We start from the raw sequence: 25,735 nt of genomic DNA on the forward strand, positions 1-25,735 counted from the left end.
ACCGTTTACGATGAACGAACCCATTTCAGACCTTCAAACTTGGCCAACCCCAACGCGGATGCTCATTTCACGGTAATTAACGGCATCAAAAGCTCTTTGGTCCAACATGGACTGATGAATTCGGGTAATCTTCGAGAAAAACTTCGGGCGGCTTTTCTGCTTCTTTTGATGCTGGCGTACTTCAACGCCGGATCGACCAACGCGGCGGATTCTAGTGGCATTCGCAGTTCCTGCTTGGCGTCTGGCAGCATGTCGGAAGATGTGATGACGATAGCTCGGAAGGCAGAGCGATGGTCTTGTGCCGACCCGAAATTCTCAATTGACGCCGAGCGAGTGCTGCTTCGCTTCGACATCAGCCCGAACGATGTCCTTCCCCGATATCTGCTCTCAAGGCGGAGCGCACTCGAGGTGGTGCATCTGCTCGCAATCGATCACGACGGCGCGGTTCGGCGCTCCTCCATCCCTGGCACAGCCTTGGCCAGTTCGATGGCGGGCGGGTACTTTAAGGCTTCTCTGCCGGACGTGACGGATGCGACCCGGCAGATCATCGCCGCGATTGACCTGCCGAGCCATGAAATGACCCTGGAGAGGGCATATTTGGCGCCCACGGACGCGACTGACGGCGACATGCGGTGGCTGCTCATTCTGGCCGGGCTTGCGGGCATGCTCGTCACGCCCATGATCCTCAATACGGCGTTCTATCGGGCGCTTCGTGAACCATTCGTTCTCTGGCACTCGGCTCTGACATTTTCGCTGCTGATGACTATCCTGGTTTCATCCAGCCTATCGGTCATGCTTTTCAACCCTCCAGCAATGACGCTCAGCTGGATGACGACATTGATCTTCGGGATGACGGTCGGGGCAGGAACGATGTTTACCTACAGCTTCATCGAGCCGGGACTGATGCACCCGCTTCTACGGCGCCTGCTGCCCTATTGCGCGGCGTGGGCAGTGTTCCTGAGTGCGTTTCATGCGGCGTTCCCATTCGTTGCACGGCCTATACAATCGAGCGCTTACACGGCGGCGTTTGCGCCGGTCCTTGTCGTCTTCATATTGTCGATGTTCGACTCATTGCGTCGCGGAAGCCGTGCCGCAAAGTTCCAGGCAGTTGGATATTCGCCAATGGTCCTTGTCGGCTTGATCCGACTGGTCACCGGCGTAGCTCCGTGGTTATACAGCGTCGACGCCATGTTCCTGTTCTATGTCGGCTGTATGTGTGAAGTCTTCTTTACGACGCTTGGCGTGGCAGACCGCTTCGTAAGCATGAAGCGCGAGCGAGACCGCGCCCGCAACGAGGCCGATCTACTCGAACGGCTGTCCGAAACAGACCCATTGACCGGGTTGCTCAACAGGCGTGCGATCGAGCGGCAGTTCGAGCAGCTTCGAAACGAAGGCTTCGCCACACTGGCTATCCTTGACATAGACCACTTCAAGGCGATCAATGACATTCACGGGCATACCGTCGGAGATGCGGTGCTCAAGGCTGTGGCCAATGTCCTCCAGGCTGCCCCGAGCGTTCGCGCATTCCGTCTTGGTGGCGAAGAATTCCTGCTTCTCTTGCGCGGCGACGACGCTGATGGACAGGCCGAGATCCGGCGGCAGGCGATCCCCACAATTGTCGCCAATACGGTTTCCGGTCTTGGACGACCCGTGACTGCCAGCATGGGTGTGACGGATCTCTTCGGGAATGAGGGTTTCGCAAAACCCTATGAGCGAGCCGACAAGCTGCTTTACGAAGCCAAGACCGCTGGGCGGAATCGAACCCGGAGAGCAGTCAAGGCGGCGCCGACGCCAGAGGTCTTTTCCCGCGACCGGGCGATCATCGCATAGATCAGACGAGGCTTGTTTGCATGGTCCCGGCCGCCGACAGATAGGCGGGCCAGGATTCGCCGTTACAATTTTGGCGATGATCCGGAAAAATGATGCGAACGACTGTTCCGGGTCGTATCATGCAAGAATAATTAAGTAGTTGAAAAACAACAAGGAAGTGACGCTGGCTGGGAAACGTTTATTCTCACATGATTTCAATGGCTTAGCGGAAAAGCCTTGAAATGCCCTTTGTTTCCCCTCGCGAGCGACCGTGGATGCCATCTTTGTGCCCTGGCCTTGAGCATCAGTTAACAGGACGGGCGAGCGGCAATAATTTCCGCTTTCGGACCTCACGTTTGCGGTGCCGCAGCGCTGAAGCGCCCGGCAGCTTTGCGCCTGCATGTCGGTCATGGGGGACGTCATAATGCTTGCCTAAAGCAGACATCGCCCCGCGGCCGTGTCACGTTGCCTGCGCACAGATAGGAGACAATCCTCCGCTGCCAATGAAGATCGTATTCCAGCCCCATCGCGAACCTGCAGTGGATCTTCAGCGCTCGTCAAAATCCGACGGACATGCGTGTATTCCAAGCCGATAGGCTCCCCGAATGTCAATCCTGTGCGGTCGGGCGCACCACGATGCTGCCGATTTCGACGTCGCTGGGTTGTTCGATCGCGAAGGCTATCGCCCGTGCAATCGCATCAGGTGAAATGGCCAGCTCTTCCTTGCGCTTTAGGATTGCCGCTCTGATGTCCGGATCGGTTACGGTGGCATCTGCGAAGGTCGTGTCGATGAAACCTGGCGATATCTCCGTCACGCGCAGGTTCTGATTCGCTTCCTGCCGCAGGGCTTCGGTGGCTGTCCGCAATGCATTCTTGGTCGCAGCGTAGACTCCCATGGTTGGCACGATTTTGATGCCAGCCGTTGATACGACGTTGATAACGTGCCCGCTGTCCTGACGACTGAACACCGGCAACGACGCAGCGATGCCGTAGAGCGCGCCCTTCAGGTTTACGTCGATCATGGCGTCCCAGTCATCGACCTTGAGAGCGTCGAAGCGCGAGAGCGGCCCAATGCCCGCATTGTTGACGATGACATCAAGCCGCCCGAAACGCTCGCAGGCAAGGTTGACCAGGGCGTCCAAATCCGCGCGTCTGGTAACGTCGATTGCCCGATAAACGGCTTCGCCGCCCGCGGCCCCGATCTCTCCTGCCACAGCGGCGATCTCCGCTTCGCTTCGCGCACCAAGCACAAGACGCGCTCCGCGCGCAGCAAGATGAATAGCGGTTGCCCGGCCGATGCCGCGCCCGGCTCCGGTGATGGCGACGATCTTATTCTCTATGGTCACGATTTGGGCTCCATCTTCTGAATGAAAAGCCAGACCTATGCGAGGTGGGTCGGATGATCTATGCTTGAATAACCATGTCTTTATCGCAATCCGCCGAAAACACCCCCGATCCGTTCTCTGAGGTTCTCGCAGCGCTCGGCGCGCGGAGCGTTCGCGGGACCGGCCTCGAAGCGGCGGGAGAGTGGGCACTCGCCTTCGACGGGCGAGCGCGGTTGAAGTTCGTCGCCGTCACACGAGGCCGATGCTGGCTTCTTCTTCCGGGTCATTCGCCGGAAGAACTTGTGGAAGGCGATGTCGTTCTCATCAGCAACACGCGCTACACGGTGGCGAGTGACCCGGCGGTAGAAGCGATCGATGGTATGCCGCTCTACGCTTCGCCGGGACAGGACTTGGTACGCCTAGGCGATGCAACCGAGACGGCCCTGATCGGCGGCGGCAGCGGCTTTGCCGATGGCAGCGCCGCGTTCGTTCTGGATGCGCTCCCGAAGTTTCTGCGCGTCGACCGGACCTCGTCCACCGCCGAGGCTGTTGCCAGGACGCTGAACGCTCTGAGGACGGAGGTCGCGCACGCGGAACTAGGTGGGTCGCTCGTCGCCGAGCGACTGGCGGAAATCCTCGTCATCGCGGCCGTCAGGGCTTTCGTGGCCACCAGTCCGACGACCAGTGTCGGCTGGATTACCGCGCTGGCGGACCCGCGGATCGGCAAGGCTCTCAGACTGTTGCACGGCAATGTCGCGTACCGTTGGACAGTGCCAATGCTGGCGTCGGAGGTCGGCATGTCACGCTCGGCCTTCACACAGCGCTTCGCCGAGCGTGTCGGCCGCCCACCTCTCGACTATCTCACCCGATGGCGCATGGTTCTGGCGCAGAGAAAGCTGAATGCGGGCCAGACCGTCGCGGCAGTTGCCGCCGCAGTAGGTTACAACTCGCAAAGCGCCTTTTCTCATGCCTTCAAGCGAACCTTTGGGCGTACGCCACGGTCGGATGGTTGTTGATTGGCTTTGCGATTGTTGTCGGGGCCATGGCTAATGTCCGACGTCGTCGGTCGTGGGTCAGGAAATCTTTGCCCCGCTTGAGTGCGACTGCTTTCATCGTCCTCACCCTGCAAGCGGCGCACTGTTTTCCACCCCATCTCAGTCATGGTGGGGCACTCCTTCAATGACCCCTTCGGGCCGAACTCGGACCACACCGCCAGATGTTTGGATGTCGGCTATCGCCTCTTGGTACCCCAACATCGGACTGCCCCCTCGCGGCCCCAAAAGCGGAGCTCAGGCTGGCAATTCTTATTTCCGTCCAATCTTCTATCGAAGCAGCCATCGAGCAGGGAAGATAGCGTGTTGTGTTGGTCGTGGGCGATGCGATCGGCCACCACGCCGCTTGCGATCTGGTCGCAACGAATTTTTAGGCGGCCAACTTTTGCTCGCCGCCGGCAGACGTTGTCTACGCGCTGCTACCGAAGTCGGTGGCGTGGTCCTGGCGATCGACGCCAAAAATGATCGGGTGGCTGGTTGGTACAAGACACTCGGCGCGCTTCCGCTTCTCGACACGCCACGCTCGCTGCTGCTTCTGCTTACCACGATCGCGGCGGCGCTAAAGGCTGCCGCCACACATTGTGATCGTTCACTACTCTGCTGCTTCCAACTGTAATCGTCGATACTATTGTCGAACGGGACGGAGAATGCCATGACGCGGCAAGTTTTCCCGAGGAGAGCCGCGAAACTCAGCTGTGACGTATCTGGAAACTCGTCGCTGTCGGCAAATAATTGCGTTATTCCGCATCAAGATGTCAAAAGTAGCGGAATTCCGCTTGTGAAGCTGAAAATTAAGGTATAGCGATATTCCGCATGTTAATTGGGAAATGATCGGAATGCCGCATGCCAGAGACAATCTTCAATATCTTGGGTACTCAGCTTCGGGCCGCCCGGATGCGACGTGGTTTGAGCCAGCCGGAAATCGCTGCCCGGCTTGGCCGTAACAGGGCGCGCATCTCCGAACTCGAACGCGATCTGGCCAGCAATCGATGGGGTCGCGACCGCTTGACCCTTTTCGCCGAGATCTGTGATGCTCTCGATTTGATACCCGTCTTGGTTCCCCGCTCGCGGATTGCCGAAGTTCGCCGATTGATCGAGGAAACCAGTTCGGAGAAGCGGCAATCGAAGCAGACGCCCTCAGCCTTCGACGAGTTGTTCATCGATCTCGGCGAAGAGGATGAGGAGGATAACTGATGGCGAAGGCCTCCGCTATCCTCGGTGTCTATCTTCTCGATCGTGCGTTCGGCACGGTGAGGGTAGGGACGTTGACACGTGATGCCGACGGCGGCATCGCGTTTGTCGTCGCGGAAACCTATCTTAGAGAGTCTGAGCGTCCAATTCTAAGCCTCGGCTGGTATGACCCTGAAAACGATGAGGGCACGCGCGACCGGCTTTCGAACAGAGGGGACAAGATCGGTCTGCACGGGGTATTGCCCCCTTGGTTTTCCGGCTTGTTGCCGGAAGGGGCTCTTCGAGAGCTGGTCTTGGCCGAAATGGGGCCTGGCGATCACGACGAGTTCGACGTGCTGACCAGGCTCGGCGCGGATCTTCCGGGTGCCGTTCTGATCGTGCCGGAAACCGGGGTGCCATCGTCCGCAGGTCCGCTTACTCTGGAGAATGTCCAGGGCTTCCAGGCACCGCTGCCGGAAGGGGCCGTCAAATTCTCGCTTGCCGGCATTCAGCTGAAATTCACGGTCAATCCGGATGGCGAACGTTTGACCATGCCTGGACGCGGCGATACCGGCCGTTGCATAGTAAAAGTGGCAAGCGAGCGCTTCCCCGGCCTTCCCGAGGCGGAATATGGCGCGATGCGTCTAGCCGAGATGATCGGAGTCCGGACCGCCAAGTGCCGACTCGTCGCGCGTGACGCGATAGAAGGTGTGCCTGCCGAGTTTCTGGTGCACGGTGAAAACGTCCTTGTCGTCGATCGGTTTGATCGCACAGCCGATGGGCAACGCGTTCATATCGAGGATGCAGGGCAGATCATCGGGGCAGTTGGCGATCGCAAATATACCATGGCTACCACCGAGACGATCATCAATATGGTTCGGCGCTTCAGCACCGATCATCGCGCCGACATATCGGAGGCTATTCGCCGCGTGGTCGCGGATGTCCTGCTGGGAAATGGCGACAATCACCTCAAGAACTGGTCTTTTTGCTTCCCGCAGCCGGGCGAAATCCATCTCTCGCCGGCTTACGACATCGTGCCCACAGTGCTTTACATGCCAAGCGACACGATGGCCCTGAGGTTCGTCAAAACACACAGTTTCGAAAGCGTAAATCTACATCGCTTTGAGCGGGTGGCGAGTTTTCTCCAGGTCGATCCGAAATGGATCGTTCGTGAAGTGACGTTGGCCGTGGAACGCGCGTTGGAGCTATGGCCGTCAGCGGCTCCCGAATTGCTTGGTGAGGAGCGGGCAAAACGGATCATCGACAGGCTTAAGACGCTAACGCTGGTCAACGAGGTAATGGGCTGAGCTTTCGGAGTGAATTCAGGCTGGACAGGGGCCAAGGGAAATCGTCATCCATTCAGGCGACGCATCATGATGACCTCGTCAATTTCCTTACCGTCATCCAGGAAACCGTTGGGAACCCGGCCAATTTCAATAAATCCCTGCCGTTGGTAGAAATGCATCGCCGCCGGATTCTCGACGCTGACCGCCAGCTCAAGCTGCAGAACTCTGATGCTTGTTGCATAATCCGCAATCGCTTTCAGCAGGTTTGCGGCGATCCCCGTTCCACGTTGACTCTTGCGCACATAGACGCCGATGAGGGTAGCACGATGTGCCATTTTGCTCGGACGCTGACGCAATAGCCCCATCATGCCGACAGGCTGGTCATTCAGGAAGGCGACGAAGACAGGATTATTCAGCCGTTGACGCCATTCCTCGTCGGGCAGATAGGCCCAATCCTCAAATCTGCTTGCAAATGAGGATGGCTCACTAGAAAGCGCTTCAAGGCGAATGCTGCGGAAGACGTCAATCTCGTCCGCTGAGAGGCGTTTGATCAGGACTCCCTCCTTGTTCGTTGACACATTCACCTCCGATAAGTTTCGTAGAGTCACTGCGCTTGAGCGTGAGGACTTATGCGCCTTCACGAATTGGCCGGGTTTCTATGAGAGCTGCGCCCATTGCCATTCGGGCGACCGGGAATGAATGGTCCCATTGCCGATGCACGTCGACAGCTCTGCCCAGACCGGATCGCTCGTGAAGCTGGCGAGCTCCCCGCACGCCTGTGCCAACGGTTGCTCGCCGTACTTCGACAGCAGATCCAGGACGCTTCCGCTCTTTTCGATCTCCAAGAACGGATATCCGTCACTCGGCTTCAGAACACGATGCCCCCATACCCCGGGACGGATATCGGCGCCGAGAGCGTTCAACAGGTCGCGTTCTCCTAATCTTTCCAGTGCGGTGGCAACAACGTAGCGCATGAGGGGGTAATAGACCGTCTGCCGGCACCCGCCGAGGACGCGCACGCCCGGCAAGATGGATGTCATCAGAAACGTCGTGAGCAGGCTGGGAACGATTTCCCTCCGACGAAGCGCGGCAGCGATGCTCACGGGCTCGAACCGGACTGCGATTCGTGATCCATATCCACCCGAAAGAACTTTGTCCCGCAATCGCAAGGGAAAGATCTTTCCCTCTACCAGCCCCCAGAAGAGATCAGTCGTGCGGCGGATCCATCCCGCCCATGGACCGGCATTGAGATTATCGATTTCCTCGAAAATGGAGTGAGCAAACAAACCATCGCCGACGAATCGCGTCGAAAACCATGATCCCGGATCCTCAAGATGGTCGGCCACAAGATCTGCGACATCGATATCGTCAAGTTGGAGAAGCCGGACCTGCGGCGGAAATGCCTTCCCCCAGAGTGCCTGGTTGCCGGCCTTGATTGCGTTTGCGGCCGACGCGAATTCGGTGTTCGGCAGGATCGCCTTGAGCCTTGCAGCAGCTTCGTTCGCGGGCTCCCCACACTTCTGACCCGACAGCATGAAGCGATAGGGGCCATTGAAGCCGCAAATGTTGTAGGAATCCATCCTGCTTCGGGGAAGTCCGAAAACATTAACCACTTCGCCCTCAAGGTGAAGCCAGCCAGGCCCCTTTTTCGTTCTTTCTATGAACTTCACGGTCGAGGCGCTGTAGCAGACATGCCATCGGAGCCCGTGCGCGCGAAGGCCGAGCAGGCTGAACAGATGCGTATAAAAGGCGTCCGGTTCGATCAGCAGATGGCAATGCGGCCCGCTTTGAATGATCGGCGAGGCGGCCAATTGACTTGCGGCCTGCTGAGCCTCCTGCTGGTCCGCTCCCGATCGAAGGGCAGCTCGTTCGACACATTTCTGCAGGAGGGACATGGCCTCGCTGCGAGCGGTATAGCCATCTCGGTAGCTTTCGACATCATGGATGGCGCCTGCATAGTCCTTGAGCGGGCTTGTCCAGAACCGCCCGAGATGCGGCATGAGATGTGACAAGGTGTTTTTCACGTCGCCCGCAGCGCTCAGATGACCGCAGTTATCACCGGTTTCCGCATCCAGCTGGTGGCTGTCCATCGATCCGTTTCCTCCACGCCTGGACCCGAACGCTACATTGTCCGATTTCATCATTCAGGTTCCGGAGCGACCGATCGTGGAGCCCGCCACGTCCAGTTTGCCTGCGCCGGCGGCATTCCTTCGCGTGCAAAAATGCGTGGCAGTAGCTCATAACAATAGTCTGGGGGTATGGCCGGCTTCACCATGGACGTGACGAAATCCCGCAAGGAGGCGAATGAGTTGGAGGAGATGATCGTGTAAAAATTGCCGCTGTTCCATGTGATGGCGGAATAGTCGAAATACGATCTGAGAGCGGCAATAGAACTCCCCAGATCGACCTGGAAATCCACCATCGTATCGAGAACGTCGCGCTTCTTTGCCTCGATCTGTGTCTGCGAAAAGTACCGTGATTTGAACTGTTCGTCCTTTTGACGTTCGCGTTCAAGGTACGTTTCGACATTCGGGTTCGAGATTTTTTGCACCTGTATCAACAGACCTCCAGCCCGAATTCGCGGCGCTATGACAGAGAGCTGACTATTCCTGTCCGGGCTATACATTTGGAAGGTCGTATCCTCCAGCACCACATCGTATCCGTCCCGGAATGCCTGAAGATTTTCATCGGTGGCATAACGTTCGTCGTCCAGTTCGAAAAACGGGCCATGATGGAAATACGCGTCCTCGCTTCCTCGCCGGTCGAAAAAACTTATACGATTGCCGTCTGTAGGGCTGCAGTTCAGGGTCTTGAGCCGGCCATCGCCAAGCCTTGCCAGTGCTCTAGACAGCGTACCCGCTCCAGCCCCGAGCGTATAGATTGTTGCGGCTTGCCCGCTGCGTCCCCATGCTGCCAGTCCAAACGAGAGTATCGCCGCGGCTAAGCGGCATTCCTCTTCAAGCCGGTAGGGGATGCTTGCAAAATAGTGGTTGTCAAAATGGCCCCACAGACGCCAATGAGTGTCCCAGAATGTCATGCAATCGAGATCGAACCCCAGCAGGCTCAGTTCTGTCGCAGAGGAAACAGGAGCGTTGGTCCTGGTCCTTTCAAATGCAAGCCTCACACCGAATGACGGGTCTCACGTTCTGATCCTATCAAAAGCTTAAGTTGTTTTAGGCCTACCTTGCGTGTGAGACAGCAGTCATTCAGGAGGTGCGGCGTTTCAACCAGGCAGGCGGATGTCCGTGAAAGCCGCCATCCAATGCCGTGCGGCAATTGCAGTTTCGTTCGCCGATCAGGCCGGAGATAGCGTCGATGAGGGTTTTCTCGATGAGATCGTGGAGACCTTCCTTATAGTAGATTTCGTTCATGCTACCCGGTCCGAAATGCACCACGGCCGGGGCCATGCCGGCGCCGAAATTGATGACCGGCGCGATGGAGGCGAAGCACATTTCCGCCTCGCGGGCGAAGATCACTTCGGGGACCAGCGGCGTGCCGACAATATCGCCGCCTTCATGCGCATAGGCGCGGATTTCCGCCGGCGTCTCGAAGCGCGGGCCTTCGGTACAAACGAAGGTGCCACGTTCGATCACGCGGTTGCTGTGCCGGTTGGCGGCAGCGATCAGGTCGGCGCGCAGGCGCGGGCAGAAGGGGTCGGTGAAATCGACACGCACCCAGCATTCGCTTTCATCGAACAGCGACTGGGCGCGGGATTTCGTCTTGTCGAGGAAATCGTCGGAAACGACGATATCGCCCGGCCGGATCGCCGGGTTGACCGAGCCGATGGCGTTCTGGGAGATGATCGATTCTACGCCGAGCTCGCGCAGCGCCCAGATATTGGCGTGATAGTTGATCTTGTGGCTCGGCAGCGTCAGCTTCTCGCCGTAGCGCAGGATGACGGCGGATTGCCGTCCGCCGATATCGCCGATCAGCACTGGGGCGTCGCCCCAAGGGGTCGAGACTATTTCCAGCCGGCGGTCTTTCAGAAGGTTGTCGGAGGCGGCGCTGGTGATGAGCCCGACAGGTGCGTCCGTCATGGTCCTGATCCTTTATTATGCTTGATGTCTGTAATGTTCGTGAATGGATCGGCGGATGGCCGGTTCGTCGACATTGAGAAGCCGCCCGTCCTCGAAGATCATGCGGCCGGCCACCATGACGCCGCGCACATGCTGCGGCCCGGCATGGTAGACGATATCGGAGAGCACGCGTTCGGCCGTCAGCCCGAGCGGATGGCTGACGTCGAGAACGACGAGGTCCGCTTCCTTGCCCGTTTCGATGCTGCCGATTTCCGCATCCCAGTTGAGAACGCGGGCGCCTTCGAGCGTCGCCATGGTAAAGGCGTCCCGCGCGCCCATGATCCGGCCGTCGAGGCTCGTCGCGCGCTGCAGGAGCACCGAGAGCTTCATTTCCTGGAAAAGGTCAAGGCAGTTGTTGCTGAGCGTGCTGTCCGTGCCGAGCCCGACCGGCACGCCGCACCTGCGCAATTCCGGCACCGGCGCAATGCCGCTCGCAAGCTTCGCATTGCTCGCCGGGTTGTGGGCGACGCCCGCACCGGTTCTGGCAAGGATGTCCATGTCGTTTTCGTCCACCCATACGCAATGGGCGAGCACCGCGCGGCTGTCCAGGACGCCGAGGCCGTTCAGCCAGGCGGTCGGCGACTGGCCGTATTGCTCCATCACAATCTCGTTCTCGCGGCGGTTTTCCGCGACATGGATGACGAAGGGCAGGTCGAGGCGATCGGCCTCGCGTTTAACGTCCTTCAAAAGGGAAGGGGTGCAGCTATAGGGGGAATGGCCGCCGAGATAGAAGCGGGCAAGGCCGTTGCCCCGGTGCATCTCGATCGCTTCCATGGTCTCCTCCAGGGCGAGCGGCCAGTTCGGCCGGCCGTTGCGGCGCAGTTCCGGCGAGTTGGCGAGCGCGCCGCTCAGCGACCGCATGCCGATCTCGCTCGCGACCGAGGCGAAGACGCCGGCGCCGTAGCGGGTGCAGTCGCAGGCGGTGGTGATGCCGTTCCTCACCATGTCCATAATCGCGAGATAACAGCCGCGCTGGTTGTCCTCGACGGTAAGGTGGGAGGTTTGGGGTGCCAGCGTCGCGGCCCATTCGAAGAGGTTGCCCTCGTCGCAGCAGCCGCGATGGGTCGAAAGACCGCCATGCGCATGGGTATTGATCAGGCCGGGGATGACGACGCGTCCGCCGAGATCCCGTCTTGCGATGTGCTCCGCCTGCGGTGGCATCTCCGCCAGCGGGCCGGCCCAGACGACCTTGCTGCGGTGGATCAGGACGGCACCGTCCGGATGGAAACCGCCGGGCAGCCCGGTGCAGAGAAAGGCGTTGTACAGAAGTGTCAACATTCTCAGACCTCCAGCAGGAAACATCGGCCATCCAGCGTCAGGCTGACCTCGGCGCAAACGGAAGGGGCTGCGGCGACACGGCCGTTTTCGATGGTCAGCGGACCGTCGTGACCAGGAACGACGATATCGGCCATGCCTACGATGCGGCGGATGCTGGCGCGGGCCATTTCCTCGTCGAAGGCGCCGGCGGGGGCGCCGGTTTCAATCTCGCCGCGATGTTTGATCGCGTCCTGGGCGAGGACCACACGTTTGCCGTCGACGGTCATCACCAGCGAGACATGGCCGCCGCTGTGTCCCGGCGTCGAAATCATCCTCACCCCCGGCAGCACTTCGAGTTCGCCGGAGACGAGGGTGAGTTGCGGGCTCCGCAACAGACTCTCGACCTGGAAGCGGGAGATGGCCGGGTCATCGAACCTGTGGTCCCGGACATAGGCGAATTCGCTTTCGTGAAGCACGATCTCCGCCTTCGGGAAACATTCGACATTTGCGATGTGGTCGAAATGGAGATGCGACAGGATGACGGTGCGGATATCGTGGCGGTCAATGCCACGCTCGGCGAGTGCCGCCATCAGGCCCGGGCGGTCGCCGCTGCCGCCGGTATCGAACAGCGCGTGACCTTCGTACGTCTTCAGGAGAAGGATCGTGCTCCAGCCGAGGAAACCGCGCGAACTGCGCCCCGGAAAGCCGGGCATCAGAATGTCGTAGGAAGCAGGGTTCGGCATCGATCAGCCCTCCATCTGCCTGAGCCGCGGATCGAGCAGGTCGCGCAGCCGGTCGCCGACGAGATTGGTGCCGACCACGGTGAAGAAGATGGCGAAGCCGGGAATGGTCGCGACCCACCAGGCATTGCCGATATAGTTGCGGCCTTCGGAGATCATCGTGCCCCAGGTCGGCGTTTCGGGCGGGACGCCGAGGCCGAGGAAGCTCAGCGAGGATTCGAACAGAATCATCTTGGCGACCAGCAGGCTGGAAATGACGATGACTGAGGACATCACATTGGGCAGCAGATGGCGCGTCAGGATGTGGGGAGAGGAAATCCCCATCATATACGCCGCCTGGATGAATTCCCGCTCACGCAGCACCAGGCATTCGGCGCGCACGACGCGCGCATATTGTACCCAGTTCGTCAGGCCGAGGATGGCGATGATGTTCCACAGGCTCGGTCCGACGACTGCGGCGACGGCGAGCGCCAGCACCAGGAAGGGAATGGCGAGCTGGATATCCGTCAGCATCATCAGCACGCGGCCGGCATATTTGTCCTCGTAGCCGGCGATCAGCCCGAAGGTGACGCCGACGGCACCGGAGATAACGACCGAGCTGACGCCGACCAGCATGGAGACGCGGGCGCCGACGACGATGCGGCTGAAGATGTCGCGGCCGAGCGCGTCGGTGCCGAACAGGTGGATGCCTTCGGAACCCTGCCAAAGCGGTGGCTTGAGGCGCTGAAGGATGTCCTGTGCGCTCGGATCGTAAGGTACGAACCAGGGGCCGAAGAGGGCCGCGAACAGCGCGACCAGAAGGACCGCCAGGCCGAAGGCGGCGAGATGGCTCGTCAGGTAACGTTTGAGAAATGCGCTCATTTGCCCGTCCTCAGACGCGGATCGAGCAGGCCGTAGGAGAGGTCGACTAGGAGATTGATGACGACGATGACTGCGGCCATGAACAGAACGAAGGCCTGCACCACGGTGAAATCGCGATTGGCGATCGCCTGGATCGCCAGCCGGCCAATGCCAGGATAGGCAAACACCTCCTCCGTGATCACCGCACCTCCGAGCAGCGCGCCAACCTGAAGCCCGATAACGGTCAGTGTCGGGATCGCAGCATTGCGCAGGGCGTGGGAAAGGAGGATGCGGCTTTCGCGCACGCCCTTTCCGCGGGCGGTGCGGACATAATCCGATTGCAGCACCTCGATCAGCGAGGAACGCAGCAGGCGGGTTATGATCGCCGTCGAATAGGTGGCGAGCACGATCGCCGGCATAACGAGGTTCTGCCAGCTTCCGCGGCCGGAAGGCGGCAGCATATGGAATGTTTCGGAAAAGAGCAGGATCAGCATGATTGCCAACCAGAAGGCCGGAAAGCTCTGGCCGATCAGCGAGATCAACAGGCTTGCGCGATCGATAATCGAGCCACGATTGGCGGCGGCCAGAATGGCGAGCGGAACGGCGAGCACGATCGACAGCACGAAGGCGGCCCCGCCAAGCTGTAGCGTCGCCGGCACGCGTTCCAGCACGAGCTGCATCGCCGGCTGCTCGTATCGCAGCGACATGCCGAAATCGCCCCTGGTCGCGCGGCTGAGAAAATCCCAGTACTGGATGACCAGCGGCCGGTCGAAGCCCATCAGGTGACGGAAACGCTGGATGTCCTCGATCGAGGCCTCTGGCGGCAGGAAAAGCGCCGACGGATCGCCGCCGATCCGGATCAAGAAAAACACGGCGACCGATACGCCGAGCAGCACGATGGCCGCGTAGAGCAATCGGGATATCAGAAAATTGGCCAAGACCTGCTTCGCTCCGTCAACGTTGGCATCCGCGGCCCGGCCGGAAGCCGGCCGCGGATGCCGTTTCTATCAGAAATGCGCCTTGCGCAGGTCGATCATGCCGTCCGGACGCGGTGTCCAGGTGAGCCTGGCGTCGAGGCCGTAGATCAGCGGCGGCTGGATCATCGGTAGATGCGGCGCATCCTCCTTGATGATGGCGGCCGCCTTCTCGTAGATCGACTTGCGTTCCGCCTGGTCGATCGTGCCTGCGCCGGCATCGAGCAGCTTGTCGAGCTCCGGATTGCTGTAATAGCTCTGGTATTCGCCCGTGTGCAGCAGCGGGTACCAGACGAGGTTCGGGTCGCGGCCGCTCCAGCCGGGGAAAGTGATGCCCTCACGGCCCTTCTTTTCCGAAACCTGACCCCAGACGCCCGGCTCGAGATATTGGATGTTCACCTTGATGCCGACCTTCGCGAGGAAACCGGCCGTCGCTTCGACGATCTCGCTGTCCTTCATGTAACGTCCCTTGCGGGTCATCAGTGGAACGGTGAAGCCGTCCTTGTAGCCGGCTTCGGCGAGCAGCGCCTTGGCCTTGGCCGGATCGTAAGGGTAGGGCTTCCAGGCCTGATCGTAACCGAAGGCGTTGGCCGGAAGGGTGAGCGCAATGCGCATGCCCATGCCGTTCAGCAGCGCCTGCTGGATGGCATCGACATCAACGGCGTAGTTGATCGCCTGGCGGACACGCTTGTCCTTGAGCGGCGTGTCGCGGGTGATGTCGAAGGCCAGGAAATAGAGCGAGTCGCTGGCGACCGTCGAAATCTTGGTCTCGCCGCCGTCGAGCGAGGCCATGTCCTCCGGCGGCACATCGACGGCGATATCGACGCCACCGCTCTTCAGCTCGGCGATGCGAGTACGGGTTTCCTTGATAGGGCGGAAGATCACTTTTTCGACTGCTGGCTTGCCGCCCCAATAATCCGGATTGGCTTCGAGCACGACGCGCTCGTCCTTCTTCCACTCCACGAAACGGTAGGGGCCGGTGCCGACCGGCTTGGCAGCGAGATCGGCGCTGTTGTTTTGGGCGGTGTAGGACGGCGGCACGATCAGTGCCGGGAAGCTCGCCTCATACAGCGACAGCAGCATGGTTGGGAAAGGCTTGTCGGTCTTGATCTCGACCGTGTAGTCGTCGACCACCGTGACCGACTTGATTTGCGAGATGCGCGAGTAATAGGGCGCCTTGAAATTCGGATCGAGGGCGCGGTCGAGGGTATATTTCACCGCGGCCGCATTGAAGGGCTCGCCATTGTGGAATTTCACGCCTTCGCGCAGCTTGAAGCGCCAGGTCAGCGGATCGGGATTGCTCCAGGATGTCGCAAGCGCGGGAACGATGTCGCCCTTTTCGTTCTGGCTGACGAGACCGTCATAGATCTGGAAGAGGATATTGGCGGTCGGGAAGGCGGAATGTTTCGCCGGGTCCATCGAATATGCGTCGGCGGCCTGGGCGACCACGATCGTCGAGGAGTTCTGGGCCGAGGCGCCGAGCGGAAGAAGCGCGAGCGCGGCAGCACCCAGCGTGCCGGCCACAAAATGTCGTCTCAGGATATCTTTCATCTGTTCACCCTTTTCTGTTCTGCGATGGGCCGAGCGGCCCGTCGGATCTGTCGTCTTCCTCAAGCCTTCTTCCTCCCGGCCGAACCCTTTACCAGAGCTATGGCCGCAAAGTGATCCAGGCGCCCGAGGCGCAGGACCATCATTTTACCTGCCCTTGCAGCGGGCAGTTCCGTGTCGTCGTGAAGCGAAAGAGCGGTATCGGCATCGGTTTCCACCGAGACCTCGAACCCGGCGAGCGGCGTCAGTTCGGTCAGCCTCTTGGTCTGCGAGGCGGCGCCGTTGAGAAGATGCAGGACCATGCCGTCCGGATGGCCGTAAAGGATGGTCTCGACGGCACTCGATGCGGTCGTGCGGACGGGCGGCGGGCCGATCTTGGCCTCCACCAGCGCGCCGAGGATCCGGCGATATTCCGGCATCGAATAGCGGTGATAGAGCGCGCCGATGCGCCAGGGAAGCCAGATCGCCCGACCTTCGCCGAAGCTGCGCTCGATCAGACCGGGTTCGCTGCCGTCTCCTTCGACGGTCGTGAATTCCGGAGCGTTGTTCGCGAACGGGCCAATGATGCGGAGGTCGTCCTGCGTCTCGCCATCGCCGAAGGGTGCCCAGAACGGACCGGCGGCCGGGATATGCGGGATGCCGTCCACAACGCTCCCGAGGTCGGCCCGCCTCAGCGCGAAATAGGCGCCGACCACCGAGCGGGCCTCGCCGGGAAGGGCCGGCAGGCAGCGCAGGGCAGGCGTTTCCCGCCGTGTTCCTATGTCGGTTGCAGCTGCGAGATCGGCGGTGGCGACAATCTTGCCGCCCTGTTGGACATAGGCGTCGATCGCCGCCGCATCGGCATCGGACAGGCAATCTGCCGCCGGCAGTATCACAAGATCGAAACAGCCGAGCTCCATTGCATCGAGACCCGGCGCAACAACAACGGCGAAGGGATAACGCAGATCGGACAGCAATTCACAGGCGCCGCGGAATTCCGCGACATGGCCATTGCCGTTCGGCGCCCCGGCCATCCGGCCGGCGTCCTCGCCCCACAGCCGGCTGTGCTCGGAACGGACCACGGCGATGCGGGCGAGGCTCTTCAGGCCACGGTACCAATGGGCGTTCTTCTGTTGGTAGGCACCGAATTCCCGCAGTGCCGGAACGAAGCGTGCGTCTTTCTGCTCGAGCAGACCGTTCACCGCCGGCGCCGTACTGGCGCCATGCGCCGCCGCCTGAACGAGGTTATGGATCAGCCGCGCCTTCGGCATCGCCGACTGGCGGCTGGCGAAGACTTCCGACGTCGTCTGGATGAGGAGCGGCGGACGGCCGGGTTTCAGGGCATCGGCCGTGAGCGCCTCTTCTGCGGCCCAGAGGTTCCAGATCGGCTGCGGATCGATCGGATTCGGCATCACGGGGTTGGAGACCTGCGAGCCGATGATGTCGCTGACCTCGGCCATGCGACGGATGTTCCAGCCCTCATGGACGTGATGGTAGGGTACGATCGCCGCACCCGGATTGCGCTGCTGCACGAAACTGCGGACGCGGCCCATGTAATCGGCGAGGAAATCCTGCCGCCAGGCCTCATAGGCGGGTTCTCGACGGTCGGAAGCGGGAACGGGCTTGCCCGTCGCCGCCTGCACGATGCCCCTGCAGCGGCCGCAATAACAGCGCGGCACGTGCAGGTAGTTGAAGAAGAAGCCGTCCGCGGCGGGGTAGCGGCCGAGGATCTCGTCGAGGATCGAAAAGACCTGCGCTTGCCAGAACGGGCCGGTGGCGCAGATCTGCGGCATGGCCCAGACGCTGGTGACCGCGCCGTCCGGTTTGCGGACGAACCAGTCGGGATGTTTCGCCTCCATGCCTTCGCGGCCCTTGGAAATGTCCATCCGCACCAGGACGCGGATGCCTTCCGCCTTTGCGGTATTCAGGAAGTCGCCAAGGAAATCTCCCCGCAAATGCGGGTTGATCGTCTGCGAGGCGAGTTTCGTCGGATACCAGGTGGAAAAACCGCCGCCCATAACGATGCAGGCATTGGCGCCGGCGCTTCTGATCTCGCCGACGAGCTGGTCGACAGTCGATTTCGCGGCATCGGTCTCGCGCAACAGGTGCTGGAAAAAACGCAGCGGCTCTTCGGTCCAGGCCAAAGGCGAGGTCAATGGCATGCGCAGCCTCCTGCCCAAAGCTTGGCGTAACGCTTCCGCATCCCGCGGATCGGCGCTTCCAGAACATGAGCTGCGGCCCGTGCGGCCGCGCCTTCGGTCCGCCGCCGGTCGGCGAAGACTTGGGCCTCGCTCCAGATCGCCGCCTCGTCGATCGCCGTGGCACGGCCGTTCGAAACGACGATGCGCCCGGCGATCATGACCCGGTCGATGGCGCTGCCGTTTTCTGACAGGACGAGCTGGCGAGGTGCATCGTTCAGCGGCCGGAATGCCGGTGCGTCCAGGCGGAAGAACGTGATGTCCGCATCGTATCCCGCTTCCAGGCGGCCTGTCGTCTTTAGGCCGATGGCATCGGCGCCGCTGGACGTGCCGAGCTTCAACGCGGTCTGCGGGCCGATCCAGTCTTCCTCGTCGTCGGACTTGAGATTGTGTAGGAGAGCGGCCCATTTCATCGTTTCGAGAAGATTGGCGCCGTCGTTGCAGCAGGCGCTGTCGGTGCCGAGCCCGACCCGAATGCCCCTGCCGAGCAGGTCGGGAAGCGGGCAATAGCCGCTGCCGAGCCGGGCGTTGGAGACCGGATTGTGGATGATCGTCGCATCGGCGGCGGCAATCCGCGCGGCATCGTCCGGCTCCAGCCAGATCGCGTGAACGAGATTGGTGCGCGGAGTCAGCAGGCCAAGGCCTTCGAGATGGGCGATCATGCCGCGGCCGTAGAGCTTCAGGCCCATCTCACGCTGCAGCCGGGTTTCGAGGATGTGGGTGTGCAGGAGTGTTTCGTGCCGCCGGCTGAAATCTGCCGCCGCGACAAGCAGTTTGTCCGAGCATCGCTGCGGACCGGATGGACCGATCGCGACGCTGATCCTGGCACCCGCTTCGCCGTTCCAGCGGCGGAAGAAAGCGTCGACGATCGCCATCTGCTCGCAGGCGGGCACTGGAGGACGGCTTCCGTAGGAGGCAAGATCGAGGCCGACGAGGTCGCCGGCATCGAAGGGCAGGGTGTCGATAATGCTCCGGTCCGAAACGATCGGCGCGATCACCGCCCGCATGCCGCTGTCCCGCCAGGCCGAGGCGACGGCATCGAGCGCCCCGGCATCAATATCGGGTGAGATGCGCACGTGATCGAGGACGGCGGTCGTCCCGGACCGCATCATCTCGATCGCGCCGAGCATCGTCGAGATGTAGATCTCCTGATGGCTGCGTCTTTCACGCGCTGCGGAAGAGGTCAGCGACCAGAGTTCGAGCGGAAGGTCGCCGGCGATCCCCCGAGCCAGGTTGTCCGGTGAATGGCTGTGGCAGTTGACGAAGCCGGGCGTAGCGAGGAGGCGGGAGGCATCGATGAACTGTCGCCCGGTAGGGGCAGGCGTGCCTGCGGGATGCAGCGCTGCAATCCGGCCGCCCGCAACCTCGATCGACCACCGTTCCGTCTTGAAGCGGCCGGCGTCTTCCATCAGGCATAAAGTGTTTTCGAACCAGTATCCCGGCACAGATTTTCCAGTCGATGCGTTCCCCGGCGCCTTTGGCATCCTTGGCCCTAGTGTTCCCAGCTAGCGGCGAAGGAAAATACGCAGTTTTGGAAAAAATCATTTTCCGGATAGAAACCCGGCGGATGGAGAGGAACGGCACGCAAATTGCTGCTGGAACCTGTCTGCTTGCGATTGCCCCTTTAATGCGTAAGCTGTCGATTAACGGCGCGTCACAATGCGCAAGATGTGAGCAGTGAACGAACCGAAGTGAACAGGTTCCAGGACATATTGTCATTCGTGCGGGTGGCCGAACTCGGCGGCTTCACCGCAGCTGCCAAGGCACTGTCATCCTCCACATCGGCGGTGACCAAGAGCGTGACCCGGCTCGAGGAAGGACTTGGCGTACAGCTTCTGCACCGCACCACCCGGCGCATGCATCTGACCGAATACGGGGCGGAATATTACGAGCGCTGCCGCCAGATCCTCATCGATCTTGATGAGGCGGAAGGCTCCATTCGTGAGGCAAATATCGCCCCCAGTGGGCCGGTCCGGATCGCGCTGCCGCCGTCCTTCGGCCGCATGACGGTCATTCCCGCGCTGCCGGAATTCTACGATCGTTATCCGAACGTCGTGCTGGACCTCTGCCTCAAGAGCCAGACAACGAATCCAATCGAAGGCGGCTTTGATCTTGTCGTGCATTCCGGCCGGCTCGCTGATTCCCGGCTGATCAACCGTATCCTGGTGCGCGGCGCCCAGAAGACGGTGGCAGCTCCGAGCTATATCGAGCGCTATGGCCGGCCGCAGACGCCGGCCGATCTCGTTCGGCACAACTGCATCACCGGCGCCTTCGGGCCAAACTGGCATTATCGCGGCAAGGACGGCAGCGAAGAGGTAATCCGCGTCTCAGGATGCCTGACGACAGACAGCGGCGACATTCTGCGCGAGGCGGCGATGACCGGTCTGGGGATATCTCAGGCGACATGGTGGCTGTTTCGTGAGGAGATGCAGCGGGGCCTTCTGGTGCCCGTTTTGGAGGACTACGAGATCGAAGCCGATCCAATCGCGATCGTCTTTCCCGCGAACCGCCGCACACCTGTAAAGGTGCGCGCTGTCGTTGATTTCCTTCTTAAAATTACACGAGGTCACGCACCGTAGGTTCCAATCGGTTCAAGGCGAGTGGTCTCGCTTAAGTCTCGGTTGGTGGCTCAGGGCCACAAATGGTCTCTAAAATCTCAATCGTCATCTGCTGCGCTTGCGATGGTATCCTAAAGTATTTCGACTGGTACAGAAGCTTAGACATAACAGCCTCGGCGAGCCGGGCGTCCATCATACGTGCCGTTTTCAGGGCCCGTGCGCATGATTCCTTGAACGGAATGAGCGCCTCTACAAGGTAATCATGGCCTTCGCTCTCGCGGACGCAGGCAATATCGAACATGTCGCGTGGCTGCACTGAGGCCCCGCGATAGAAAATCTTTTTCGCAACGATCTCGGCTGGCGTCTCCAGGTAAACCTTCTGCCCTCGTATTTCTCTTTCCCTCGTGGGCTCAGACGTCAGGTGCGTTGCGACGATAAAGTCGATCTCTCCGATATCCTTGAACACGATTTTGAGCGCACGCGTTCCGTCGAAGGTATAAGCCTCGGGGTGTATGTCGAGAGCAAAGCCCTGCGTTTGTGGATTGAGATAAGGCAGCACCTGAGGATCGTCGATGAAGATATCGACGTCGAAACTCTGCCGGTGGCCGATTTGAAGCATCAGCGCAGTGCCGCCACCGAAACTCCAGCTGTCGAGAACGGTGAACTTTGAATTAGCTTGGCTGATTATCTTCTGGGCCTGGTCAAAGAGCTCGGCCCAATGACTATTTTGAGATTGTGCCACTAGGCGGCTCGGGCGAGCGGCAGTTCGTATCCGGCCATATCGGAAAACCGTCGTGCAACGACAGAGGCATCAGCAAGGTTGACATGCATTTCATCGAGAAACGAATGCTGAAGGCTTTCGCTAACATCAGAAAAGAACGCAAATGCCGATGCGTCGTAATGGTCGGCGCTCGCCGGGTCGGCAATCTTCGACGCCAACTGCTCAGCCGAAAGGCTCGTCCCATAAGGGGCGTTTACCGTAGCCAACACTGTCGTAGTGACGAATGTCATCAATTTTCACCGCAGTTAATACATTGCCATATATAGCGTCTTGCGACGCGGGAGACAAGGAGCGAGCCGTTTGCCGGCATCCGTTCGTCTGGCTCGATTCCCTTCAACGGCAGGCCAGACATCGAACGACGGGGTCTCAGGTTCTACTCTCATCAACTGGAACGATTGTGAAATAGCGGGATCGTCGGTTCGAACCCATTCAAGAGCTAATCCATTCAGATGAACCTGACATCCCCTTGATTAGGAAAGACCGTACCAGGCGCCGCGGCCGGCACCGTGGAGGACGAGGTGCCCTTGATCCACGAGTGCCTTGAGATGATCCTTGATGGTGTGACGGCTTGCATCGGTGATCCGTGCAGCCTCCGCGACCGTGATCCGTCCGTGCTCGCGCGCCAACTCGAGCAATGTAATGGATAATTCCGGCATGTCGGCGAGAATAATACGCTCGCGCTCCATTTTCTTCTCAAGCCGCGTCTTCTGCCGATGCAGGGCTTTCAAAAAGAACTCGATCCAGGGGTTCCAGTCTGGTTCGGTGCTGCGGATCGTTCCCTGCGTGCGCCGAAGCGAGACGTAATAGCTCTCCTTGCTTTGCTCGATGATGCTTTCGAGCGAGCTGTAGGGGACGTAAGCGTAGCCGGCCCGCAGGAGCAACAAGGTGGTCAGAATACGCGATAGGCGGCCATTACCATCCTGGAATGGATTGATTTCGAGGAAAACGACAACGAAGATCGCGACGACTAAAAGTGGATGGAGCCGCTTTTCTCGCCCTTGCTCATCCAGCCAGGCGATCAGTTCTTCCATTCGACGCGGCGTATCGAACGGCGATGCCGTTTCGAAAACTATGCCGAGGCTCTCGCCTGTTCGTTAAACGCTTCCACGTTGTTGGAGAGGGTTTGTATGCGCCGCGATGCCGCTCGTCCTTTGTCGAATTCGCAAGAAGGTCGCGGTGGAACCGACGGATATGATTCTCGGTGAATGAAATAGCTTCGTAAGCACTGAAGATGGGCTCCATCACCTCCGCATAGCCGGCAACCTCTTGCTCGTCGCGTGTCGTAAACGACCTCTGGCCTGCTGTCGGTTTCGTGGACACCAAAACGGTGACCGAAACAGCAAGTTACTAACAATAGCTTGGGTTTCGCGGGTCTAGTCCGTTCAGGAGCAAGGCACCATTCCGCTGAGGTCGCGCAGCGTTTTTAGCCGTGATCAATGGTGTGCGAGGGCGGCGGGAGACAGTTCTGCCACTGTCGAGCAGCCGAGATGGCCGAGCGTCGTCCAGAATTCCCGCTGCAACAGTTCCAGCGTTCGCCGCACCCCGTTTTCGCCGTCGGCCGCAAGGCCGTAGGCAACGATGCGGCCAAGCGCCACGGCATCGGCGCCGAGTGCAATCGCGGCGGCGATGTCGCTTCCCCGGCGGACGCCGGAATCGAAGATCACAGGAACGTCCTTGCCTACCGCATCGCGGATCGCCGGCAGTGTTTCCAGTGTTGTCGGCGTGCGGTCGATCGTCCGGCCGCCGTAATTGGAGACATAGAGACCGACTGCACCGGCATCGAGCGAGGCCTTGGCGTCGCGCACGCTGGAGACCCCCTTGACGATGCAAGGAAGAGGAGCCTTCTTGATCACGCTGGCGGCCTGAGCCCAGCTCCAGCGCGGCCTGGTGAAATCCAGAAGCTCAACAAGGGCTGCTGCGTCGGACTTGCCGGGACCGAAGTTCGACGGACCTTCCTCGCCGCGGATCGAAAACCGGTCCTCCATCATCCGCTCCCGCCACTGGCGTATCGGTGAATAGGTGACGCAGATATATTGATAGCCGGCTACCTTCGCTCGCTCGATCATCTCGAGCACGGCACCTTCATCTCCCACGAACGTCATCTGGAAAATGGAGGCGACCGGCGAGGCCATCGCTACCTCCTCCAATGAATGGGCCGCCGCGACCGGCACCATCTGCTGGATGCCCGCCGACGCTGCGGCGCGGCCGATCGCAAGATGCCCTTCCGGATGGAATACGGCCTCGCCGCCGCCGAAGGGCGCGATGAAGGCGGGGAAGCTGAGGTCGAAGCCGAGGACTTTCGTGCGCGTGTCCGGATTGCTGATGCCGGCGAAAAGCGGCACCTCGAACCGGATGCGGTCGAAGACGGCGGTGTTTTCGCGGAGTGTCACCTCATCGCCGGTGCCACAGGAAAGATAGTTCCAGTCGACCTCCGAGAGCCGGCGTTGCGCATCCTTGTAGATGCCGCGCAACGTCGTGTATTTCTCACGGGTCGCATAGCGATCGTCGATCCGGTTCGGCTTGTCCGTCATGTACGTTTTCCAGTCCGTGAAAGCGAACGTGCGGACCAAAATCCGCCCGTGCCATCGAGGTTATTTCTTGGCGGCGATCAGCACGATTTCGATAAGCCGTCTGGGATCGCCGAGATCGGCAACGCCGATCGTCGCACGCGACGGCAGATCGTCGCCGTCGAGCCATTCGAGCCAGGCCTCGTTCATCTCCTCCTTGCGCGACATGTCGGAGAGATAGATGCGCGCCGACAGGATGTGATGCTTGTCGGAGCCGCATTCGGCGAGTATCTCTTCGAGCTTGGCGCAGGTCTGTTGTGTCTGCTCCTTCATGCCGACGGAAATGTCGCTTGCGGCATGGCCGCCGAGGTAAAGCACGCCGTTATGTTCGACGGCGCCGTGCATGATGCGGTGCTTGCGGTGACGTTTGATCATTCTGAGTTCCTTTGACAAAGGGAAAGGGTGCCCGCCGCTTGGCCGCGGCAGGTTGGGTTGGTACGTCTTGAGCTGGGGTCAGCCGCGTCCTTGCGGGGCGTATCTGTCGAGCGGGATTTCGGCTTTCTGGCCCGTTACCAGCTTAGCGAGCTGGGCGCCTGCAAACGGACCGATCGTCAGGCCGCCGGCCCCAAGCCCGTTGCCGATCGTCAGGTTGGCGATATCGGGAACCCGACCGAGGGTCGGGTTCATCGTCTCGCCCGCCGGGCGAAAGCCGATGCGCGTTTCGATCAGCGTCGCATTGGCAAGGCCTGGTGCGATATTAAGGCCGGCGGTGAGCACTTCCAACTCGCCGGCGGCGGTGACGCGGTAGTCGAAGCCGGTGTCGTTCTCGCGGGTCGCGCCGACGACCACGCGGGAATCGTCGAAGGCGAGCATGTAATGGCTGCTCATCGGCAGGACGACGGGCCATTTGGCCGTCGCCACGCCTGGCAGGCGCAGGTGGATGATCTGGCCTCTCTGCGGCTTAACGGGATGGATAAGCCCGAGCGGTCCAAGGATCTGGTAGGCCCAGGCACCGGCGGTCACGACGATTTCATCTGCTTCGATGACGGCGCCATTGCTGTCGAGGCAGCGGGCGCGATCGCCGCCGAGCGTCAGGGTGACATGTTCGCTGCGGAATCTTGCACCCATGGAGACGGCTGTGCGGACCATCGCGGCGGACAGCAGGCGCGCATCGACGCGGGCACCGCCGGGGATGTAGATTGCATCGAGATCCTCGCGCAGCGGCGGGAAGAGTGTACGCGCTTCCGTCGGGGTCAGGTGCCGGACATCTCCGGCCTCAGGCGCATCCTTGACCCGGCGCGCCACCCGTTCGGCCGCGGCATCGAATTCGGCGCGGTCCTCGGCGACCACCAGGGCACCGACCTTGCCGTAGCCTAGCTCGGTCTCGCCCTTCGCCTTCAGACCCTCGATGAGGCCGTCATAGAAGCGGGCGCCAGCGGCATACATCTTGTACCAGTCCGGCTCGTCGGCCTTGGTGGCCCAGGGGCAGACGATACCCGCACCGGCCATGGTGGCCTTGCCCTGATGGGCTTCGTCGACGATTTCCACCTCCACGCCCTCGCGGGCGAGATGGTAGGCGGCACTGGCGCCGAAAATGCCGGCGCCGATGATCAAGACACGCATTTCAAGAATCCC

General features: G+C 60.6%; 23 protein-coding genes and 1 pseudogene. 5 read left to right on the forward strand and 19 right to left on the reverse strand.

Annotation, left to right across the window (positions count from 1 at the left end):
• The first annotated feature begins 39 nt into the window (after positions 1-39).
• Positions 40-1,830: a sensor domain-containing diguanylate cyclase gene (locus QEO92_RS06015; RefSeq protein ID WP_244446949.1), complete on the forward strand. Its 1,791-nt coding sequence runs from the start codon at positions 40-42 to the stop codon at positions 1,828-1,830.
• Positions 1,831-1,947: 117 nt separating this feature from the next.
• On the opposite strand, the gene QEO92_RS06020 is transcribed toward QEO92_RS06015, so the two are convergent.
• Both QEO92_RS06020 and QEO92_RS06025 read right to left on the reverse strand, forming a co-directional pair.
• Positions 1,948-2,220, reverse strand: a complete 273-nt coding sequence (locus QEO92_RS06020) for a hypothetical protein (protein ID WP_152601237.1) — start codon at positions 2,218-2,220, stop codon at positions 1,948-1,950.
• 197 nt (positions 2,221-2,417) lie between these two features.
• On the reverse strand, positions 2,418-3,155 hold the full coding sequence (locus QEO92_RS06025; RefSeq protein ID WP_407720935.1) for an SDR family oxidoreductase: 738 nt from the start codon (positions 3,153-3,155) through the stop codon (positions 2,418-2,420).
• A 74-nt stretch (positions 3,156-3,229) separates the two neighbouring features.
• Between QEO92_RS06025 and QEO92_RS06030 the strand changes: the two genes are divergently transcribed.
• From QEO92_RS06030 to QEO92_RS06040, 3 genes are all read left to right on the forward strand, one after another.
• Positions 3,230-4,150, forward strand: a complete 921-nt coding sequence (locus QEO92_RS06030; protein WP_227702492.1) for an AraC family transcriptional regulator — start codon at positions 3,230-3,232, stop codon at positions 4,148-4,150.
• Between the two features lie 879 nt (positions 4,151-5,029).
• Entirely contained in the window at positions 5,030-5,380 is a 351-nt protein-coding gene (locus QEO92_RS06035) for a helix-turn-helix domain-containing protein (protein WP_037156231.1), read from the forward strand.
• On the forward strand, positions 5,380-6,663 hold the full coding sequence (locus QEO92_RS06040; RefSeq protein WP_227702493.1) for a type II toxin-antitoxin system HipA family toxin: 1,284 nt from the start codon (positions 5,380-5,382) through the stop codon (positions 6,661-6,663). Before QEO92_RS06035 ends, QEO92_RS06040 begins: the two co-directional genes overlap by 1 nt.
• Positions 6,664-6,707: 44 nt before the next feature.
• On the opposite strand, the gene QEO92_RS06045 is transcribed toward QEO92_RS06040, so the two are convergent.
• From QEO92_RS06045 to QEO92_RS06095, 11 genes and pseudogenes are all read right to left on the reverse strand, one after another.
• Complete coding sequence (locus QEO92_RS06045) at positions 6,708-7,220, reverse strand: GNAT family N-acetyltransferase (protein ID WP_407720937.1); 513 nt, start codon at positions 7,218-7,220, stop codon at positions 6,708-6,710.
• Positions 7,221-7,298: 78 nt separating this feature from the next.
• Positions 7,299-8,732, reverse strand: a complete 1,434-nt coding sequence (locus tag QEO92_RS06050; protein WP_407720939.1) for a hypothetical protein — start codon at positions 8,730-8,732, stop codon at positions 7,299-7,301.
• A gap of 50 nt (positions 8,733-8,782) precedes the next feature.
• Positions 8,783-9,754 (reverse strand): annotated as a pseudogene (locus QEO92_RS06055) (class I SAM-dependent methyltransferase); the annotation flags it as partial.
• A 94-nt stretch (positions 9,755-9,848) separates the two neighbouring features.
• A complete protein-coding gene (locus QEO92_RS06060) occupies positions 9,849-10,679 on the reverse strand; it encodes a phosphorylase family protein (protein WP_227702494.1) in 831 nt (276 codons plus the stop codon).
• A 15-nt stretch (positions 10,680-10,694) separates the two neighbouring features.
• Positions 10,695-11,996, reverse strand: a complete 1,302-nt coding sequence (locus tag QEO92_RS06065) for an amidohydrolase family protein (RefSeq protein ID WP_227702495.1) — start codon at positions 11,994-11,996, stop codon at positions 10,695-10,697.
• A gap of 2 nt (positions 11,997-11,998) precedes the next feature.
• Positions 11,999-12,718, reverse strand: a complete 720-nt coding sequence (locus QEO92_RS06070) for an MBL fold metallo-hydrolase (RefSeq protein ID WP_227702496.1) — start codon at positions 12,716-12,718, stop codon at positions 11,999-12,001.
• A 3-nt stretch (positions 12,719-12,721) separates the two neighbouring features.
• Positions 12,722-13,576 carry an ABC transporter permease gene (locus tag QEO92_RS06075; RefSeq protein ID WP_037156222.1) on the reverse strand — a complete coding sequence of 285 codons (855 nt, stop codon included), beginning with the start codon at positions 13,574-13,576 and terminating at the stop codon, positions 12,722-12,724.
• On the reverse strand, positions 13,573-14,493 hold the full coding sequence (locus tag QEO92_RS06080; RefSeq protein WP_037156221.1) for an ABC transporter permease: 921 nt from the start codon (positions 14,491-14,493) through the stop codon (positions 13,573-13,575). The genes QEO92_RS06075 and QEO92_RS06080 overlap by 4 nt, the downstream gene beginning before the upstream one ends.
• Positions 14,494-14,562: 69 nt before the next feature.
• Positions 14,563-16,143 (reverse strand): ABC transporter substrate-binding protein, encoded by a 1,581-nt coding sequence (locus tag QEO92_RS06085; protein WP_227702497.1) that lies wholly within the window; start codon positions 16,141-16,143, stop codon positions 14,563-14,565.
• Positions 16,140-18,218, reverse strand: a complete 2,079-nt coding sequence (locus QEO92_RS06090) for an alpha-amylase family protein (protein ID WP_227702498.1) — start codon at positions 18,216-18,218, stop codon at positions 16,140-16,142. Before QEO92_RS06090 ends, QEO92_RS06085 begins: the two co-directional genes overlap by 4 nt.
• Positions 18,209-19,663, reverse strand: a complete 1,455-nt coding sequence (locus tag QEO92_RS06095; protein WP_227702499.1) for an amidohydrolase family protein — start codon at positions 19,661-19,663, stop codon at positions 18,209-18,211. The genes QEO92_RS06090 and QEO92_RS06095 overlap by 10 nt, the downstream gene beginning before the upstream one ends.
• A 282-nt stretch (positions 19,664-19,945) precedes the next feature.
• On the opposite strand from QEO92_RS06095, the gene QEO92_RS06100 reads away from it, so the two are divergent.
• Positions 19,946-20,833: a LysR family transcriptional regulator gene (locus QEO92_RS06100; protein ID WP_037156219.1), complete on the forward strand. Its 888-nt coding sequence runs from the start codon at positions 19,946-19,948 to the stop codon at positions 20,831-20,833.
• Positions 20,834-20,864: 31 nt separating this feature from the next.
• Here QEO92_RS06100 and QEO92_RS06105 read toward each other — a convergent pair whose 3' ends face one another.
• The 6 genes from QEO92_RS06105 to QEO92_RS06130 all read right to left on the reverse strand — a co-directional run bounded on the left by QEO92_RS06105 (position 20,865) and on the right by QEO92_RS06130 (position 25,723).
• Positions 20,865-21,554: a nucleotidyl transferase AbiEii/AbiGii toxin family protein gene (locus QEO92_RS06105; protein ID WP_081952952.1), complete on the reverse strand. Its 690-nt coding sequence runs from the start codon at positions 21,552-21,554 to the stop codon at positions 20,865-20,867.
• Positions 21,554-21,823, reverse strand: a complete 270-nt coding sequence (locus QEO92_RS06110; protein WP_037156217.1) for a hypothetical protein — start codon at positions 21,821-21,823, stop codon at positions 21,554-21,556. The genes QEO92_RS06105 and QEO92_RS06110 overlap by 1 nt, the downstream gene beginning before the upstream one ends.
• 240 nt (positions 21,824-22,063) lie before the next feature.
• Positions 22,064-22,624 carry a Fic family protein gene (locus QEO92_RS06115; protein WP_052183056.1) on the reverse strand — a complete coding sequence of 187 codons (561 nt, stop codon included), beginning with the start codon at positions 22,622-22,624 and terminating at the stop codon, positions 22,064-22,066.
• 402 nt (positions 22,625-23,026) lie between these two features.
• Positions 23,027-24,124: an alpha-hydroxy acid oxidase gene (locus QEO92_RS06120; RefSeq protein ID WP_037156215.1), complete on the reverse strand. Its 1,098-nt coding sequence runs from the start codon at positions 24,122-24,124 to the stop codon at positions 23,027-23,029.
• 60 nt (positions 24,125-24,184) lie between these two features.
• A complete protein-coding gene (locus QEO92_RS06125; RefSeq protein WP_037156213.1) occupies positions 24,185-24,535 on the reverse strand; it encodes a RidA family protein in 351 nt (116 codons plus the stop codon).
• A gap of 78 nt (positions 24,536-24,613) precedes the next feature.
• A complete protein-coding gene (locus QEO92_RS06130) occupies positions 24,614-25,723 on the reverse strand; it encodes an NAD(P)/FAD-dependent oxidoreductase (RefSeq protein WP_227702500.1) in 1,110 nt (369 codons plus the stop codon).
• Between the last annotated feature and the right edge of the window lie 12 nt (positions 25,724-25,735).

The organism is Neorhizobium petrolearium, assembly GCF_029854435.1.
In the GTDB taxonomy this organism is placed as follows: Bacteria; Pseudomonadota; Alphaproteobacteria; order Rhizobiales; family Rhizobiaceae; genus Neorhizobium; species Neorhizobium petrolearium.